General features: G+C 43.2%; 15 protein-coding genes, 2 tRNA genes and 3 rRNA genes. 17 read left to right on the forward strand and 3 right to left on the reverse strand.

Features of this window, described 5'->3' with window-relative positions; translation table 11 throughout:
* Window positions 1-13: 13 nt before the first annotated feature.
* The 5 genes from AK822_RS03340 (at window position 14) to AK822_RS03360 (ending at window position 3,396) form a co-directional block, all read left to right on the forward strand.
* Window positions 14-352 (forward strand): proton-translocating transhydrogenase family protein, encoded by a 339-nt coding sequence (locus tag AK822_RS03340; protein WP_201540922.1) that lies wholly within the window; start codon window positions 14-16, stop codon window positions 350-352.
* Window positions 349-1,749 carry an NAD(P)(+) transhydrogenase (Re/Si-specific) subunit beta gene (locus AK822_RS03345; protein ID WP_045446703.1) on the forward strand — a complete coding sequence of 467 codons (1,401 nt, stop codon included), beginning with the start codon at window positions 349-351 and terminating at the stop codon, window positions 1,747-1,749. The genes AK822_RS03340 and AK822_RS03345 overlap by 4 nt, the downstream gene beginning before the upstream one ends.
* A gap of 168 nt (window positions 1,750-1,917) precedes the next feature.
* Entirely contained in the window at window positions 1,918-2,481 is a 564-nt protein-coding gene (locus AK822_RS03350; RefSeq protein ID WP_060490551.1) for an acyl-CoA thioesterase, read from the forward strand.
* Window positions 2,482-2,611: 130 nt separating this feature from the next.
* Entirely contained in the window at window positions 2,612-2,821 is a 210-nt protein-coding gene (gene iscX / locus AK822_RS03355) for a Fe-S cluster assembly protein IscX (protein ID WP_021812734.1), read from the forward strand.
* Between the two features lie 74 nt (window positions 2,822-2,895).
* Window positions 2,896-3,396, forward strand: a complete 501-nt coding sequence (locus tag AK822_RS03360) for a GyrI-like domain-containing protein (protein WP_060490552.1) — start codon at window positions 2,896-2,898, stop codon at window positions 3,394-3,396.
* Window positions 3,397-3,485: 89 nt separating this feature from the next.
* Here the strand turns inward: AK822_RS03360 and dapE are convergent, their stop codons facing one another.
* Together dapE and AK822_RS03370 are read right to left on the reverse strand one after the other, a co-directional pair.
* Window positions 3,486-4,700 (reverse strand): succinyl-diaminopimelate desuccinylase, encoded by a 1,215-nt coding sequence (gene dapE / locus AK822_RS03365; protein ID WP_060490553.1) that lies wholly within the window; start codon window positions 4,698-4,700, stop codon window positions 3,486-3,488.
* 93 nt (window positions 4,701-4,793) lie between these two features.
* A complete protein-coding gene (locus AK822_RS03370) occupies window positions 4,794-5,549 on the reverse strand; it encodes a 2OG-Fe(II) oxygenase (RefSeq protein ID WP_060490554.1) in 756 nt (251 codons plus the stop codon).
* A gap of 129 nt (window positions 5,550-5,678) precedes the next feature.
* Between AK822_RS03370 and AK822_RS03375 the strand changes: the two genes are divergently transcribed.
* The 8 genes from AK822_RS03375 to AK822_RS03410 all read left to right on the forward strand — a co-directional run bounded on the left by AK822_RS03375 (window position 5,679) and on the right by AK822_RS03410 (window position 14,591).
* Window positions 5,679-6,554 (forward strand): 23S rRNA (adenine(2030)-N(6))-methyltransferase RlmJ, encoded by an 876-nt coding sequence (locus AK822_RS03375; protein WP_045446718.1) that lies wholly within the window; start codon window positions 5,679-5,681, stop codon window positions 6,552-6,554.
* Window positions 6,555-6,596: 42 nt separating this feature from the next.
* On the forward strand, window positions 6,597-7,499 hold the full coding sequence (pssA, locus tag AK822_RS03380) for a CDP-diacylglycerol--serine O-phosphatidyltransferase (protein WP_060490555.1): 903 nt from the start codon (window positions 6,597-6,599) through the stop codon (window positions 7,497-7,499).
* A 791-nt stretch (window positions 7,500-8,290) separates the two neighbouring features.
* Window positions 8,291-9,829 (forward strand): 16S ribosomal RNA (locus tag AK822_RS03385).
* A gap of 75 nt (window positions 9,830-9,904) precedes the next feature.
* A tRNA-Ile gene (locus tag AK822_RS03390) sits at window positions 9,905-9,981 on the forward strand.
* A 9-nt stretch (window positions 9,982-9,990) separates the two neighbouring features.
* A tRNA-Ala gene (locus AK822_RS03395) sits at window positions 9,991-10,066 on the forward strand.
* Between the two features lie 359 nt (window positions 10,067-10,425).
* Window positions 10,426-13,287, forward strand: a 23S ribosomal RNA gene (locus tag AK822_RS03400).
* Between the two features lie 191 nt (window positions 13,288-13,478).
* Window positions 13,479-13,593: ribosomal RNA gene (gene rrf / locus AK822_RS03405) — 5S ribosomal RNA — on the forward strand.
* Together the 16S, 23S and 5S rRNA genes with 2 tRNA genes alongside form the textbook arrangement of a ribosomal RNA operon.
* A gap of 191 nt (window positions 13,594-13,784) precedes the next feature.
* Complete coding sequence (locus tag AK822_RS03410; protein WP_060490556.1) at window positions 13,785-14,591, forward strand: restriction endonuclease; 807 nt, start codon at window positions 13,785-13,787, stop codon at window positions 14,589-14,591.
* A 128-nt stretch (window positions 14,592-14,719) separates the two neighbouring features.
* On the opposite strand, the gene AK822_RS03415 is transcribed toward AK822_RS03410, so the two are convergent.
* Window positions 14,720-15,040, reverse strand: a complete 321-nt coding sequence (locus AK822_RS03415) for a hypothetical protein (protein ID WP_045451621.1) — start codon at window positions 15,038-15,040, stop codon at window positions 14,720-14,722.
* A gap of 255 nt (window positions 15,041-15,295) precedes the next feature.
* On the opposite strand from AK822_RS03415, the gene AK822_RS03420 reads away from it, so the two are divergent.
* The 4 genes from AK822_RS03420 to AK822_RS03435 all read left to right on the forward strand — a co-directional run bounded on the left by AK822_RS03420 (window position 15,296) and on the right by AK822_RS03435 (window position 17,667).
* Entirely contained in the window at window positions 15,296-15,706 is a 411-nt protein-coding gene (locus AK822_RS03420; RefSeq protein ID WP_060490557.1) for an OsmC family protein, read from the forward strand.
* A gap of 52 nt (window positions 15,707-15,758) precedes the next feature.
* Entirely contained in the window at window positions 15,759-16,223 is a 465-nt protein-coding gene (locus tag AK822_RS03425) for a flavodoxin family protein (protein ID WP_060490558.1), read from the forward strand.
* Between the two features lie 44 nt (window positions 16,224-16,267).
* The gene (locus AK822_RS03430) at window positions 16,268-16,906 is read left to right on the forward strand and encodes an IS1595 family transposase (RefSeq protein WP_060490559.1); all 639 of its coding nucleotides are present in this window, start codon (window positions 16,268-16,270) and stop codon (window positions 16,904-16,906) included.
* Window positions 16,907-17,013: 107 nt separating this feature from the next.
* On the forward strand, window positions 17,014-17,667 hold the full coding sequence (locus AK822_RS03435; protein WP_087945545.1) for a DUF938 domain-containing protein: 654 nt from the start codon (window positions 17,014-17,016) through the stop codon (window positions 17,665-17,667).
* Window positions 17,668-17,742 lie beyond the last annotated feature (75 nt).

Consider the following 17,742-nt stretch of genomic DNA (forward strand, 5'->3'; position numbering starts at 1 on the left):
AGCTGGTGCGGCCATGAGTAGCACCCCATTTGTAGCGATTTTTACCGTATTTGTACTCGCTATTTTTGTCGGATATTACGTCGTTTGGGGCGTCACGCCTGCATTGCACACACCATTAATGGCTGTCACCAACGCACTATCGAGTATCGTCATCGTCGGTGCCATGCTACAGACCGTCACTATTGACGGCTCTGTCTTTACACCGACCAGTATCCTTGGCGCTTTTGCCGTATTCTTAGCCAGTATCAATATCTTCGGTGGCTTTGCCGTGACTGAGCGTATGCTTGCGATGTTTAAACCGAAAGTAAAAAAAGCACCAGTAGCAACCACTGATGTTGGAGGTGACGCATGAATGATTTCTCAGCAATGATTGCGGCAAATGCGGATTGGTTCTATCTGGTCGGCGCTATCCTTTTCGTTTTAACCTTACGTGGTTTATCCAGCCCTAAGACCGCTATCCGTGGTAACCGCTTTGGTATGGTGGCGATGGCGATTGCGGTCGTCACGACATTCTTCTTAGCAGAAGGCCCTGTCCTTTGGTTGATTATCGGTGCGATGATTTTGGGTGCTCTCGTCGGCATGTGGAAGGCAAAGACGGTTGCAATGACTCAAATGCCGGAAACCGTTGCTTTAATGCATTCCTTTGTCGGTTTAGCTGCGGTCGCCATTGCATTGGCAACGGTACTGCATACGGAACAACAGCATGGCGCGGTTGCGCGAGTTGAGCTGTTTATTGGTTGTTTCATCGGTGCGATTACCTTTTCAGCCTCGGTCTTTGCCTTTGGTAAATTGGCAGCGAAAAGCTGGGCGAAGACACTGGTCGGCGGCTGGGTAAAACCTGTCCAAGCGCTACTATTCATTGCGATGATTGCTTTCGGTGGCGTGTATTTCGTCACTGACTCATTACCAGCGTTTTATGCGATGGCAGTGATTGCCGTGATATTTGGTTGGATGTGGATTGCGCCGATCGGTGGCGGTGATATGCCAGTGGTTGTCTCGCTATTGAACTCGTTCTCAGGTTGGGCAGCGGCAGGAATTGGTTTCACCCTCGGCAACTCGATGCTCATTATCGCAGGGTCGCTCGTCGGTTCATCAGGCGCGATTTTATCTTATATCATGTGTAAAGCCATGAACCGCTCATTACTCAACGTCTTATTTGGCGGTATGGGTACAGGAGCTGTGGCAGCAGGCGCTGATGATGGCGCACCGAAGAACTATAAGGCAGGATCAGCAGAAGATGCCGGCTTCTTGATGGCCAATGCCAGTAGTGTGGTTATTGTTCCGGGTTACGGCATGGCGCAAGGTCGTGCACAGAACGCGGTTAAAGAGTTGTATGAGTTGCTAAAAGAAGAAGGCGTGAATGTACGCTTTGCGATTCATCCAGTCGCTGGTCGTATGCCAGGTCACATGAACGTACTGTTGGCTGAAGCGGACGTACCTTATGATGATATTTTAGAGATGGATGAGATCAACTCAGACTTCGCGAGTACGGATGTGGTCTTGGTTATCGGTGCAAATGATGTGGTCAACCCCTCTGCAAAAGATGATCCATCGTCGCCAATCTTTGGTATGCCGATTCTAGAAGTCACTAAAGCCCAAACGGTCATGGTCATCAAGCGCTCAATGAATACCGGTTATGCAGGGCTTGATAATAGTCTGTTCTACATGGATAAAACCATGATGATCTTTGGCGATGCGAAGAAGATGGTTGAAGAGATGGTTCGCAGTATTAACGGCGCTGGTCATTAATCTCTAATATAAGAGGCTTAATCTAAGTTATAAGCGTACATTTTCAAATAAAAAAGTCACTGAGGTGGCTTTTTTTGCGTTAAAGTGTGCGGCATTTATGGCCGAGATGGCATTACCGAATATTATCGCCAATGATAACTATAATGAAATAAAATTAGAGAGTTTTTTATGAATATGTTACTGCGTTTTTTTATTATGGTCAGTTTGCTCAAGCAACAGCTCAAGCAGCAATCGACGAGTGAGACAATTAGTATAGAGTCATTGATGGCACCCACTGTTCGCCATTATCGAGTGTTGCTGCATGATATGGGCTTTCGGAATCATCTGCCTAATTATCGTTATCTGTCTTTTATTGAGCTAAACGTTACTCGCTGGCTGATGGCTTGCTGTCATCAAAAAGGTATTAAGCCATTAAATTGGGTTATCGCCATGCAAGAAATGGTTTATCTGAAAGAAATTAAATTTTTAGATAAAATGACGGTGATTAGCACGCTTGTTGGCTGGGATAAAAAATACGTTTATTTTGAAACACGCTTTTTTGTAAAAAACCAGCTGATGGGCGTTGGTATGACTAAGTTTGTATTGACCAATAAAAAAGGCAAATGTGCGCCAGAGATATTGGATATGATAGGCGAGCGGTTGAATGAGGTCATTGATTCTTGGAATCAGCATCAAGTGGCGATTAAATCTGCCAAATCTGCTGAAACGAGTAAAACGACAAGTGCTGTATAACGAACTTCTCTATAATCAGCAGGCGAATTTTGGTAGGATAGCGGTTATTAAGTTGCCAATCAAATCACCAGTCAAATTGCCCACTGATTTGATGACATGTATAAAAATGATTAAAAGTTAAGGAGCCATCATGACCCCGCAAAAATTAAAATGGACAGACAGCTTAGATATCGCTATTGAGCTGTATGAGAAGTTTCCAGAGACCGATCCGCAGTACATCCGTTTTACTGATTTACATCGCTGGGTGACTGAGCTTGAAGGTTTTGATGATGATCCACAAAAATCAAACGAAGGTATCTTGGAAGCCATTCAGATGAATTGGATTGATGAAGCAGATTAGATTTATATCCTGAAGCGCTATTTTTAATACCATCTCAAATAGAAAACTGAATAAATATATAGGACTTACAGATCATGACGTCACAAATTAAAGAGTTGCCTGAAGCAATAACTTGTCAAGGTATTAGCGTTCGTACGACCAATAACGCTGAGATTAGCGAAGACACGGCGAAACTGGGTCGTTTATGGCAAAAGTTTTACCAAAACCATGCCAGTGATCTGCCTAAAGGCGAAGACATTTATGGTGTCTATCATAACTATGAGAGCGATGATTTGGTCGGCGCTTTTGACGTGGTTGCCAGTTGGAAAGTAGCCAGTGAGCAAGAGCCATCAGACAGTGAAAATATGTCTAAGGCTGCAAACCTAGTAACAGTAGATATTCCTGCAGGAAAGTATATAGTATTCTCTGAGCAGGGTAGAATGCCATACACGGTGATGAATGCTTGGGAAAAGGCTTGGACCTATTTTAATGATCGCAGCTGTGAACATACCCGAACTTTTGATGTCGATTTTGAGCATTATATCGGTGGTAATCTAGAGTATGGTCAAGTTGATCTCTATATTGGTATTGAGTAAAATTAGTATTGAATAAATCAGTCAAAACAAAAAAAAGCGCCAAATCTAATTAAGATTTGGCGCTTTTTTTTGCTTACTTCAACGAATGATTAATTTAGTAGTAAGTTCTCTAAAATCCCTTCATAAATCTGCGCAAGCTTGCCTAGGTCATCGACTTCTACCTTTTCGTCAACTTGATGGATGGTCGCATTTCTTACGCCAAGTTCAACGACTTGTGCACCCGTTGGTGCAATAAAGCGTCCATCAGAAGTACCACCTGATGTAGATAGTGTCGTGTCAGTATCGGTTACCTTTTTGATGGCTTTTTGACAGGCAGAAACCAACTTACCTTCAGGAGTCAAAAACGGCTGACCAGATAATTTCCAATGGATATCATAACTGGCCTTACTATTAGTAAAGTATTTGTCAAAGATAGCGTGCGTTTTTGCTTTTAGCTCATCTTCAGTCGTTTCCGTAGAAAAGCGGAAATTGAAGATAACTTTTAACGTCTCAGGAATGACGTTGGTGGCACCTGTACCGCTATTGATATTAGAGATTTGCAGTGAAGTCGCAGGGAAGTAGTCATTGCCACTATCCCAAGTAGCGGCAGTCAGTTCTGCCAAAGCTATCATCGTTGCATGAATAGGGTTGCAAGCTAAATGAGGATAAGCCACATGACCTTGCTTACCAGTAACGGTAAGCTCTGCACCCAATGAGCCACGACGACCATTTTTAATGATATCGCCTAGCGTATCGGTACTTGATGGTTCGCCAACCAAGCAATAGGTGATCTTTTCTTGACGCCCTTCCAAGGTTTCAATGACTTTGACTGTACCATTGATTGACGGGCCTTCTTCATCTGAGGTGATTAAAAAAGCAATCGAACCATTGTGCTCAGGATAATTAGCGACGAAACGCTCGGCAGCGACGGTAAAAGCCGCAATCCCCGTTTTCATGTCAGCCGCACCGCGAGCCCATAGGTAACCATCAGCGATGGTCGGGGTAAATGGCGGATACGTCCAATTTTTTTCATCACCCGTAGGCACGACGTCGGTATGACCAGCAAAACAAATAACTGGATCAGTGGTGCCACGGCGTGCCCATAGATTTTTGACTTCTGCATGTTCGCCGCTTTGATCTCTATCGCCAAAATACATAAATTCGCAGTCAAATCCAGCTTGTGATAATCGTTTTGACAAGATGTCTTGACAGCCATCATCATCTGGGGTGACGGAGGGACGTTCAAGTAGCGCAATACTTAAATCTAGCGTTTGCTGCTGACGGTTTTGTTGTTGATGAATGGTTTGTTTATTAAAGTCCGACATGAATAAACCTTTTTATTATAAATTAAGATGATAATTTTTTAAAATTGGCAGCCACGATAAAATCAGTCGTTGCTTGTTACTTGCTAATGCGTTTTAAATATTGTCTTCAACAAAGGGGACTAAACCATCGCGGCGCATCCAAGTGGCGATAGAATAACGCTGCCGCTGGGCAATTTGCACTTGATGTTTTAGGTCACTGTCAAATATCACCAATCTATTGGCGACAGGCATGACGTTATGATGAACGCCATGTTTATCAATGATTTCTAGTGCGCCGCCGTCAGTTGGTTCCCATTCATCATTGAGATAAAACACCGCAGAGATAACGCGTTCATCACGCCCAGCTGGATTGTCACTATGCCATTGGTAGCCAAACCCCACCGGATAGCAAACATAATGCGCTTCACTGTGACGAATACCAGCAAATAAACTGCGATTAAATAAGCTAGCAAGCGCATTGATACTTTGCAAATAATAAAACCCAGCAAAGAAATTTTCCGTAATCCAGCGGATGCGATCACCGCGAATATCACTGACACGAATACCAGCCGTCAGCTCTGCATCACGATAGTCAATAAAACCACTCTCTGCTTGCAAGGCTAACAGCGCTTTTGTTTCAAAGACCTCATCAATAATGATCCAACCATCATCAACGAATATATCCAGTTGTGTATCAGTCAGCTTGTCTTGCCAACTGATATCGAAATCAGACTGTTGTAATAGGCGCTGAGTCAGTGGTTTTTGGCTTGGGTCGTCGCTATGAGGAAATAATAATGGTGGATTATCTTCTCCTATTGGATGATCAATCACCAACTTTGTCACATCAAGATTGCTAATAATCTCTGTCATTTCGTCTCACTATGGTCAGTTAGCTAGCAATACATAGCCAATCAATGCCTTTTTACCAAAACCATCGTTATCTTTTACTCTGCCTATGCTACCATAGATGTAATTTTTCTTATTTAAACTTTTGAGATTATGAACTATAAACACGCCTACCACGCTGGTAACTTTGCTGATGTGGTTAAACACATTTTATTGGTACAACTCCTTAATCAATTGGGACAAAAAAACAAACCTTTTTATGTGCTTGATGCTTATGGTGGTCGCGGACTGTATTCACTGAGCAGTGAAGAAGCGCGCAAGACAGGTGAGGCCAAAGGTGGTATCCAAGCGTTACTAAATGCCAATACCGACAAGGCACCCGCTGCTGTCAAAGATTATATGGAAGGCATTAAGCAAGCCCGTTTCACTTATGACAATAAAGTCTATCCTGGTTCTCCTTGGTGGGTTGCCCATCATATCGAGAAAAATCCAGATGCGGGCGTGCGCGGTGAAGCTTTTGAAGCCAAAGCTAGCGAATATGATGCGCTAAATTATCAGTTGCACAAGTTACCCATCGGTATACAGCATCGTGATGCCTTTGAAGGTATTACCGCCGTTATTCCACCAAAAGAAAAGCGCGGTCTGATTTTTCTTGATCCGCCTTATGAGCAAGAGCACAAAGATTTTACACGCCTTATAAATCTACTCGTTGCTGCTTATAATAAATGGCCACAAGGCACTTACGCGCTTTGGTTCCCTATTAAGAACGTTGAAGCCGTTGAATTGTTTTACAAAAAACTGAAGCGTACTGAAATGCGCCGCCAGTTGGTTTGTGAGTTGAATATTTATCCAAATGATGTGGCGGTTGGTCTTAACGGTACAGGTTTACTGGTCATCAATCCACCTTGGCAATTTGATAATCATGCACGTGAGATATTACGCTTCTTACAGCCTGCATTAAAAGTGGCTGATGCTCCAGACTTAACGCCTGATAGCGCAACCAATGTACGCTGGCTAGTCGGCGAATAACCATGTTAGTGAATAACTATGCCGGCAAATAAGGATATTGAGATGACTAACGTGCAATCACCTAAAGACGAATCAAATCATCCGCCTCTAAATGATGGAATGTTACAAGACAGCGCAGCCGCCCAGCCGCCCTTTGTCGATGAGCATGATTTCAATATTCGCTTAGCGGATAATGAGAGTTATGATGGCTTGACCTTTGAAGTGATTGAAGCAGAAGTTGCTGAAGGGCAGCGAGTAGTCAGTCGCGGTGTCTATCTAGCGCCAAACCTAATTACAACCTTGTCACTGCTATCTGGCTTTTACTCGATTTTGGCCAGTACGCAAGGCGAGTTCTACAAAGCTTCTTTAGCCATCTTTTTGTCCGCTATTCTCGACGGTGCTGATGGGCGAGTGGCGCGTATGCTTAATGCGCAAAGCCCGTTTGGTGAGCAATATGATTCGCTTGCCGATATGCTGGCTTTTGGTGTTGCACCAGCAATCTTAGTTTATAGTTTTGCGTTGCAGCCGTTAGGTCGCATTGGCTTGGGCTGTGCGTTTGTCTTTACTGCCTGTGCTGCCTTCCGTCTGGCACGTTTTAACGTTCAGGTCGGTATTGTTGATAAAAAATACTTTGTCGGTTTGGCCAGTCCACTTGCTGCTATATTAGTAACGGCAGCGGTTATGGTCGCTGTCGACCATAATGAATGGATTGGTCAGTACGATACGGCGGTCATGTTCTTATTCGCCGCTTGGGTGGTGATTTGTGGTTTACTGATGGTTAGTAACGTCAAATACTATAGCTTTAAAGAGTTTGATAAAAAGAAAGTACCTTTTGTGGTTCTAATAATCGGTGTGTTGGTCATGAGTATTGTGCTCTATGACATACCTGTCGGTATTTTAGCCATTGGTATTATCTATGCATTATCGGGTATTGTTACGACGATTAAAGCAAAAGCAAATTTTTAGAATTGACTGTTCGTGTCATATTAAGGAATTTACCGTAGGGTAAGTTCCTTTTTTTTATACGCTTTATATATCAAACCGGCTATCAGTGTATTCATCACGATAAAATAAAGAAGGACCAACTCATTTTTTAGCTAATGATCATTGATAACGGCTCGTTAAAGAAACCTACTGTAATTGAGATGAAATAAGTACTCTTATTTACGAGCTTACCTCAGCCCAGCGCAAATAAACATACACTACTACATAGTTAAAGCAAAAGTAGCGTCGCCATTCTGCCAATTTAGTCTAATCACCAAGTTTATTTGAATTAAGCTAAAATAGCCCTTGACTAAAGATTCAAACTCTATATAATACGCCCCACAGCAAAGGAAGCTAAGCAGTAAGTTAACCAACTTATTACTTAGATTACCAAGCTAAGACAAAACATAAAAAAGCTTGACAAATCAAATCATTATGATAAGATAGTCGGCTCGCTAGATAGCTTGACCTGAAAGGGTTTGAGACTAAACAGCAAGAGAATTACCCTATATATCAGTTACTGGACGACAGTGATTGAGCACTATTTAAAAGCATAACTAAAGAACAACTTGTGTGGATTTTTGCTGATTCAGAATGCTAAAAAATAAAGTTGGTTTTAACTCCTTTTCGGAGTTCATTCTAACTATAAAAATTATCATTTAAGACAGCAGAAAAACTCAAAGTTAATTCATTACGAACATAATTTTTAGCGATTTTGCCAGATTAGATGAGCCAAGTTTAGAAGCTTCTTTAAAGAGCTTCATAGCAAGATTAAACTGAAGAGTTTGATCATGGCTCAGATTGAACGCTGGCGGCAGGCTTAACACATGCAAGTCGAGCGGTAACAGGAGAAGCTTGCTTCTCGCTGACGAGCGGCGGACGGGTGAGTAATACTTAGGAATCTACCTAGTAGTGGGGGATAGCACGGGGAAACTCGTATTAATACCGCATACGACCTACGGGAGAAAGGGGGCAGTTTACTGCTCTCGCTATTAGATGAGCCTAAGTCGGATTAGCTAGATGGTGGGGTAAAGGCCTACCATGGCGACGATCTGTAGCTGGTCTGAGAGGATGATCAGCCACACCGGGACTGAGACACGGCCCGGACTCCTACGGGAGGCAGCAGTGGGGAATATTGGACAATGGGGGAAACCCTGATCCAGCCATGCCGCGTGTGTGAAGAAGGCCTTTTGGTTGTAAAGCACTTTAAGCAGTGAAGAAGACTCCATGGTTAATACCCATGGACGATGACATTAGCTGCAGAATAAGCACCGGCTAACTCTGTGCCAGCAGCCGCGGTAATACAGAGGGTGCAAGCGTTAATCGGAATTACTGGGCGTAAAGGGAGCGTAGGTGGCTCTATAAGTCAGATGTGAAATCCCCGGGCTTAACCTGGGAACTGCATCTGAAACTGTAGAGCTAGAGTATGTGAGAGGAAGGTAGAATTCCAGGTGTAGCGGTGAAATGCGTAGAGATCTGGAGGAATACCGATGGCGAAGGCAGCCTTCTGGCATAATACTGACACTGAGGCTCGAAAGCGTGGGTAGCAAACAGGATTAGATACCCTGGTAGTCCACGCCGTAAACGATGTCTACTAGTCGTTGGGTCCCTTGAGGACTTAGTGACGCAGCTAACGCAATAAGTAGACCGCCTGGGGAGTACGGCCGCAAGGTTAAAACTCAAATGAATTGACGGGGGCCCGCACAAGCGGTGGAGCATGTGGTTTAATTCGATGCAACGCGAAGAACCTTACCTGGTCTTGACATATCTAGAATCCTGCAGAGATGCGGGAGTGCCTTCGGGAATTAGAATACAGGTGCTGCATGGCTGTCGTCAGCTCGTGTCGTGAGATGTTGGGTTAAGTCCCGCAACGAGCGCAACCCTTGTCCTTAGTTACCAGCGGGTTAAGCCGGGAACTCTAAGGATACTGCCAGTGACAAACTGGAGGAAGGCGGGGACGACGTCAAGTCATCATGGCCCTTACGACCAGGGCTACACACGTGCTACAATGGTAGGTACAGAGGGCAGCTACACAGCGATGTGATGCGAATCTCAAAAAGCCTATCGTAGTCCAGATTGGAGTCTGCAACTCGACTCCATGAAGTAGGAATCGCTAGTAATCGCGGATCAGAATGCCGCGGTGAATACGTTCCCGGGCCTTGTACACACCGCCCGTCACACCATGGGAGTTGATTGCACCAGAAGTGGATAGCTTAACCTTCGGGGGAGCGTTCACCACGGTGTGGTTGATGACTGGGGTGAAGTCGTAACAAGGTAGCCGTAGGGGAACCTGCGGCTGGATCACCTCCTTATAGATGGCATTCGGTCAGCAAGAATTCACAACAAGTTGTTCTTTAGTTTAAGCTTACGTTTTAACAAGCGTAATTGGGTCTGTAGCTCAGCTGGTTAGAGCACCGTGTTGATAACGCGGGGGTCAGTGGTTCAAGTCCACTTAGACCCACCATTTTATAATGGGGCCATAGCTCAGTTGGTAGAGCGCCTGCCTTGCACGCAGGAGGTCAACGGTTCGACTCCGTTTGGCTCCACCACTATAGACGAATAAGCTTTAAGTGCTAATAGTATAAATAGAAACAAGTGATTTATCTTTGAATAAAGACACGATTACTTCTTTCTGTTTTATACGGAAATCTGTGACTCGACGAGAGCATAGAGACTATTTAAAAACATAGATATGAGTCTGGGTTAGGAGGAGCGTGTTCACGCGCACCTCTTAACCTTAATCACTCACCTCTTAACGACATCAGTTGTTATCCCAGGGGTGAGTGATTAAAAAAGTAAAGAGAACTGAATCAAGCGTATAAACATAGGTGATATCGTTATCATAATTAGATCTTATGACACTTTGAAGTCAACACTTATTTATAAGTTAGACTACTTGGGGTTGTATGGTCAAGTAATGAAGCGCACATGGTGGATGCCTTGGCAGTCAGAGGCGATGAAAGACGTGACAGCCTGCGATAAGCTTCGGGGAGGCGGCAATATCCTGTGATCCGGAGATTTCTGAATGGGGAAACCCACCTACCATAAGGTAGGTATCTTGTACTTGTACAAGAAGCGAACGAGGGGAAGTGAAACATCTCAGTACCCTTAGGAATAGACATCAAATGAGATTCCCCTAGTAGCGGCGAGCGAACGGGGAGAAGCCGATTAATGCTAATGTAGAAGAACAGCGTGGGAAAGCTGACCGTAGTAGGTGATAGTCCTGTATTCGAAACATTAGCGTTAACATATTAAGTAGAGCGGGGCACGAGAAATCCTGTTTGAAGATGGGGGGACCATCCTCCAAGGCTAAATACTCCTGACTGACCGATAGTGAACCAGTACCGTGAGGGAAAGGCGAAAAGAACCCCTGTGAGGGGAGTGAAATAGAACCTGAAACCGTGTGCGTACAAGCAGTGGGAGCCTTAATTTATTAGGGTGACCGCGTACCTTTTGTATAATGGGTCAGCGACTTATATTCTGTAGCAAGGTTAACCGTTTAGGGGAGCCGTAGGGAAACCGAGTCTTAATAGGGCGTTTAGTTGCAGGGTATAGACCCGAAACCGAGTGATCTATCCATGAGCAGGTTGAAAGTGCCGTAACAGGCACCGGAGGACCGAACCCACTGTCGTTGAAAAGCCAGGGGATGACTTGTGGATAGGGGTGAAAGGCTAATCAAACTCGGTGATAGCTGGTTCTCCCCGAAAGCTATTTAGGTAGCGCCTCGGACGAACACCATTGGGGGTAGAGCACTGTTTCGGCTAGGGGGTCATACCGACTTACCAAACCGATGCAAACTCCGAATACCGATGAGTGATATCCGGGAGACACACAGTGGGTGCTAACGTCCATTGTGGAGAGGGAAACAACCCAGACCGCCAGCTAAGGCCCCAAATTCCTAGTTAAGTGGGAAACGAGGTGGGAAGGCATAGACAGCTAGGAGGTTGGCTTAGAAGCAGCCATCCTTTAAAGAAAGCGTAATAGCTCACTAGTCGAGTCGGCCCGCGCGGAAGATGTAACGGGGCTCAAACTAGGAGCCGAAGCTGCGGATTTGAATTTGTTTTCAAGTGGTAGGGGAGCGTTGTGTAAGCCTGTGAAGGTGTGTCGTAAGGCATGCTGGAGGTATCACAAGAGCGAATGCTGACGTGAGTAACGATAATGCGAGTGAAAAGCTCGCACGCCGGAAGATCAAGGGTTCCAGTCCAACGTTAATCGGGGCTGGGTGAGTCGACCCCTAAGGCGAGGCCGAAAGGCGTAGTCGATGGGAAATCGGTTAATATTCCGATACTTGTTTATAATGCGATGGAGGGACGGAGAAGGTTATGTCAGCCTGGCGTTGGTTGTCCAGGTGAAAGGATGTAGGCTTACAACTTAGGTAAATCCGGGTTGTTACATGGCTGAGATCTGATAGCAAGCTGTACTTGTACAGTGAAGTGGCAAATACCATGCTTCCAGGAAAAGCTTCTAAGCAATAGTTATAAACGAATCGTACCCTAAACCGACACAGGTGATCAGGTAGAGAATACCAAGGCGCTTGAGAGAACTCTGCTGAAGGAACTAGGCAAAATGGTACCGTAACTTCGGGAGAAGGTACGCTGCTGATGGTGATAGGACACGCTCCTTGAGCTGTTGGCAGTCGCAGATACCAGGCTGCTGCAACTGTTTATTAAAAACACAGCACTCTGCAAACACGAAAGTGGACGTATAGGGTGTGATGTCTGCCCGGTGCTGGAAGGTTAATTGATGGGGTTAGCGTAAGCGAAGCTCTTGATCGAAGCCCCAGTAAACGGCGGCCGTAACTATAACGGTCCTAAGGTAGCGAAATTCCTTGTCGGGTAAGTTCCGACCTGCACGAATGACATAATGATGGCAGCGCTGTCTCCAGCAGAGACTCAGTGAAATCGAAATCGCAGTGAAGATGCTGTGTACCCGCGGCTAGACGGAAAGACCCCGTGAACCTTTACTACAGCTTTACATTGAACTTTGACCTGACTTGTGCAGGATAGGTGGGAGGCTTTGAAGCCGAGACGCTAGTCTCGGTGGAGCCAATCTTGAAATACCACCCTGGTCATGTTGGGGTTCTAACTCAGGTATAACAATACCGAGGACAATGTATGGTGGGTAGTTTGACTGGGGCGGTCTCCTCCTAAAGAGTAACGGAGGAGTACGAAGGTGCGCTCAGACCGGTCGGAAATCGGTCGTAGAGTATAAAGGCAAAAGCGCGCTTAACTGCGAGACCCACAAGTCGAGCAGGTACGAAAGTAGGTCTTAGTGATCCGGTGGTTCTGTATGGAAGGGCCATCGCTCAACGGATAAAAGGTACTCTGGGGATAACAGGCTGATACCGCCCAAGAGTTCATATCGACGGCGGTGTTTGGCACCTCGATGTCGGCTCATCTCATCCTAGGGCTGAAGCAGGTCCTAAGGGTATGGCTGTTCGCCATTTAAAGAGGTACGCGAGCTGGGTTTAGAACGTCGTGAGACAGTTCGGTCCCTATCTACCGTGGGCGTTGGAAATTTGAGAGGATCTGCTCCTAGTACGAGAGGACCAGAGTGGACGAACCTCTGGTGTTCGGGTTGTCACGCCAGTGGCATTGCCCGGTAGCTACGTTCGGATGGGATAACCGCTGAAAGCATCTAAGCGGGAAGCCCACCTCAAGATTAGATTTCCCTAAAGAGCCGTTGAAGACTACGACGTTGATAGGCAGGGTGTGGAAGTGCAGCGATGCATGTAGCTAACCTGTACTAATTGCTCGTTTGGCTTGACCATACAACACCCAAGTGGTTTGTATGAAAGCTCTAATTAATCTATCTTGTATAAGCGAAAGCTTATAGAATAAAAGAAAGAATATTTCGATATCACCTTTAACCTTGATTCAGTTAGGTTACAAGTTGATCGACCATAAACTAAACACTTATAGTCAAACAATAAAAATAACAGACTCATATCTAACCCCCTTTGCTGACGACAATAGCATGATGGCACCACCTGATCCCTTCCCGAACTCAGAAGTGAAACATCATTGCGCCAATGGTAGTGTGGGTTCGCCCATGTGAGAGTAGGTCATCGTCAGCTCTCTATTCAAAGTAAAACCCCCTTCTGCTTATGCAGAAGGGGGTTTTCTTTGCGTGCGGCTTAAATTTAATGTTAAATGTCTCTAGATAGTACATTATCTATAGTTTGAAAGAATGCATGATGAAGATTTTATTGCTATATTGCTAGGATAGTAAACTGTTAGTTTCACATGATTAAGCGTAAGGACATCTATGGATAGAGAACCAAGCTGGTATGAGTTCCAAGAAAATATTAAAGAACATTTTAATTCGCTAGGAGCTGATGCAGAAACTAACGTTAGAATTCAAGGTGTGCGAACTTGCCATGATATAGATATATTTGTCAAAACTAGATTTTTGGGTGAAAATATCACTTGGATTGTTGAAGCAAAATATTGGAAAAGCAAAGTAACTAAGGCTCAAGTATTGACACTAAGATCAATTGTAGATGATATAGGTGCAGACCGCGGGTTTATTATATCTGTAGCAGGATTTCAGAGTGGCGCTTTTGAGGCAGCTAATAATACTAATGTAAAACTTAAAACCTTTGATGAATTGAAAATTGATACCAAGGGACTAATTGAAACTGAAATTTTAAAGACATATTATAAACGACTCTTACTTTTAGAAGATAGGTATTGGTCACACTCTAAGAGATTGAGAATTGAATACGGTCTCCGTCACGAAATTATGGATTTCTCAATGCAATTCACTGGTCAGCAATTATTAATGACAGCGCGAACGGCTATTATGGCGGCAGAAAAACGTAAATATCCTATACAGTTAGAATCTTTTTTAAAAGAACAAAAAGGTGAAAAAATTGCTCATAATTTTCAACAGCTCTCAATGTGGCTTAATCTTAATTTAAATCATTTTGAAGAGAAGCTACTGATGGCTGAATGGGAAATGTATAAAAATGGTGACTATAAACCCAATACGAGATATAGAACTAGTGATGATAAACAAACCACTACCCAAATTATGGCTGAGACAATCTATAATGTAAGAAAAGAACGATAAAAAATGCAAAAAAGGACATTTCTTACTTTATGTCCTAGTCGCAAACGTTATATAACTAACCACTTACCATTATAATGGTTGAGTTCTTAGATAGTATGAGTTTTTAAACCTAAAGAATATTCTTGTGTTTACAAACCCTTTTTTGCTACTGCAAAGTTAGCACGCTTGAATAAGACGAAAAACTCTTCCAGTGTTAACTCTAAACTTGCATTAGACAAAGTAGTGCCAGAATTTTTAAACTCATCATAGCTCATATCTGTATAGCTAATATTTACCGTAAAATTTCTAGCTGTATTGCTATATGTTGCTTCAAAGCTGAATATAACTTCATTAGACTGAATGTATCCAGCATCTTTCACATAATCTGAAAGTGTTCTAATATCTGCATCATCAAATGCAGCTCCACCGACCCAGTCATTGTATTGAGTTGTAGCTATTTTATTTAACATTGTTAGTTCCTTAATATAGTTGAATTTGAATAACTCATATGGAGGTTTATAGCTAAAATTTCAATATAATTTTAATGAACTTAAGTTTTTTTATCTTAATGAATTGCTAGACATAAAGTATTATTCAGAAAGCTGGAAGCGCATAACATTATATTTTAACCAAAAACCCAAAATTACTTAATATAGATCAGTGTTTTACCTACAGTATTTTAAAAAACTGACAATCCAAAAATAATAAATATCAAAGGAGAAAATATGACAACCTCAAAAGTAACTTACCAAGGCGATTTGCGTACCACTGCCATACACTTGCAATCAAACAATGAAATCATCACCGATGCACCAGTTGATAATCACGGCAAAGGCGAAGCATTTTCGCCGACTGATTTATTGGCGACGAGTTTAGCCAGTTGTATGCTGACGATTATCGGTATTAAAGCTCGTGATATGGATCTCGATATTGCAGGTACTACGAGCGAGGTGACAAAAATAATGGCGGCTGACCCAAGACGTGTTAGTGAAGTACATGTTGCAATTACTTTTAATCAACAGTTAGATGATAAAACGCAAAAGATACTCTATAACACCGCGCTTACTTGCCCGGTTGCGAAAAGCATCCATCCTGATATCATTCAAAAAGTGACTATTCATTCCAAAAGCTATTAATTTCAAGAACTACTAATTCCAAAAACTAGTAACCTCTATAAGGGTGATTGATATGGCTAGCAAAACCTTACTGATCGTTGCGCATGCGCCATCGCCGAATACTAAAAAATTAGCACAAGCGGCCTACGATGGTGCCAATCACCCTGATATAGATATCAAAGTCGTACTTAAATCTCCTCAAGATACGCAACCTGAAGATGTGCTAGCTGCTGATGCGTTATTGTTAGGCACGACTGAGAATTTGGCGTATATGGCAGGGCTGACCAAAGACTTCTTTGATCGTTGTTATTATCCGGTGTTAGAGAAAAAGCAAGGCATGCCTTTTGCGGTATATATTCGTGCAGGACATGATGGTACGGGTACTAAGCTTGCTATTAAGACGATTACTACTGGGTTGCGCTGGTCATGGATTCAAGAGGCGCTAATTTTACAAGGCGATTGGCAAGAGGTATTTGCTGAGCAAGTCGAAGAGTTAGCGATGACAATGGCAGCTGGGGTAGAAGCGGGTATTTATTAGTTTTGGGGCTGTCCTAGATAAGTAAAATAATCTAGGATAGTCATATGAGAAAGAGTAGATTAAGTTGGTACAAACAAACTAAGCTTATCGAACTATTTGTTGCAGGTTCTACCGCAAGAACAGCATCAAGCTTAGTGGGTGTTAATAAAACAACAGCCAGCTATTACTTTCACAGGCTAAGACTACTGATTTATGAAAATAGTCAGGAACCTGGCCTTCTAGAAGGCGAAATAGAAGTTGATGAGAGCTACTTTGGCGGCAGGCGCAAAGGAAAACGTGGTCGCGGTGCTGGTAACAAAGTGCCTGTGTTTGGACTGCTTAAGCGTAATGGTAGCATCTACGCTTGTATTATCCCTAATGCCAGAGCCGATACCTTAATCCCTATTATAAGAGAGAAAGTAGAGCCTGATAGTATTGTTTACACTGACTCCTTTAGAAGTTACAACGCACTTGATATCAGTGAGTTCACCCATTACCGTATCAATCATTCAAAAGAGTTTGCACAAGACAGAAACCATATCAACGGAATAGAGAACTTTTGGAGCCAAGCCAAGCGACATATGCGTAAATATAATGGCATCCCAAAAGAGCATTTCCATCTATTTTTAAAGGAATGTGAGTGGCGTTTTAACTACAGTGATCCGAAACGTCAATTACATCAGCTAAAACAATGGGTTAAATAAGAACTGAACTAGTTATCTAGGACAGCCCCTTAGTTTTTTCGACGCTTTGCTTGTCGCCATTATTAATATCAAAGCTACAGTAATGAAGACATATAAGGATATTAGCAGTGTTGAATGATGATTTAGATAATAGCCAATCGATTGCTCCTACTGGAATAGCATTTTCTCAAGCGTGTGAAAATAATAAGCAGCCGATTCTAGAAGTTTTACAGCAAGAGTTGCAAGGTTCTATTCATGTGTTAGAGGTTGGGTCAGGTACGGGTCAGCATAGTATGTATTTTGCCCCTAGATTGACTCATTTAACATGGCAGACCAGTGATATGTTGGCTAATCACGCCACCATCAATGCTTGGCATGCTGCTTATCCTGCCCCTAATTTATATGCACCGCTCACTTTTGATGTATCGTGTAACTCAGTGCCAGTCAATGAGGTTGCCGATGCGCCTTATGATGCAGTATTTACCGCCAATACTTTACATATTATGTCGTGGTCTTTGGTTAGTAAGTTATTTGAATTAATCGGTGACATGCTACCTTTAAATGGTAAGTTTATCGTTTATGGCCCATTTAACGAAAATGGCAGTTATAGCAGCGCAAGCAATCGTCAGTTTGATCATAGCTTGCGCCAGCGCGATGCTAACAGTGGCATCCGTCATTTAGAAGACGTTATAAATTTGGCAAATACACATCATTTAATGTTAAGTAAGCGTTATGAGATGCCATCTAACAATCAAATATTAGTATTCGAAAAACTCTATTAACGTAAAAAGCTGAGTTGATTCATAGTGTTATCACAGTGAATCAACTCAGCTTTATATAAGTTTGAATCCGTAAAG

It is taken from the genome of Psychrobacter sp. P11F6 (assembly GCF_001435295.1).
In the GTDB taxonomy this organism is placed as follows: domain Bacteria; phylum Pseudomonadota; class Gammaproteobacteria; order Pseudomonadales; family Moraxellaceae; genus Psychrobacter.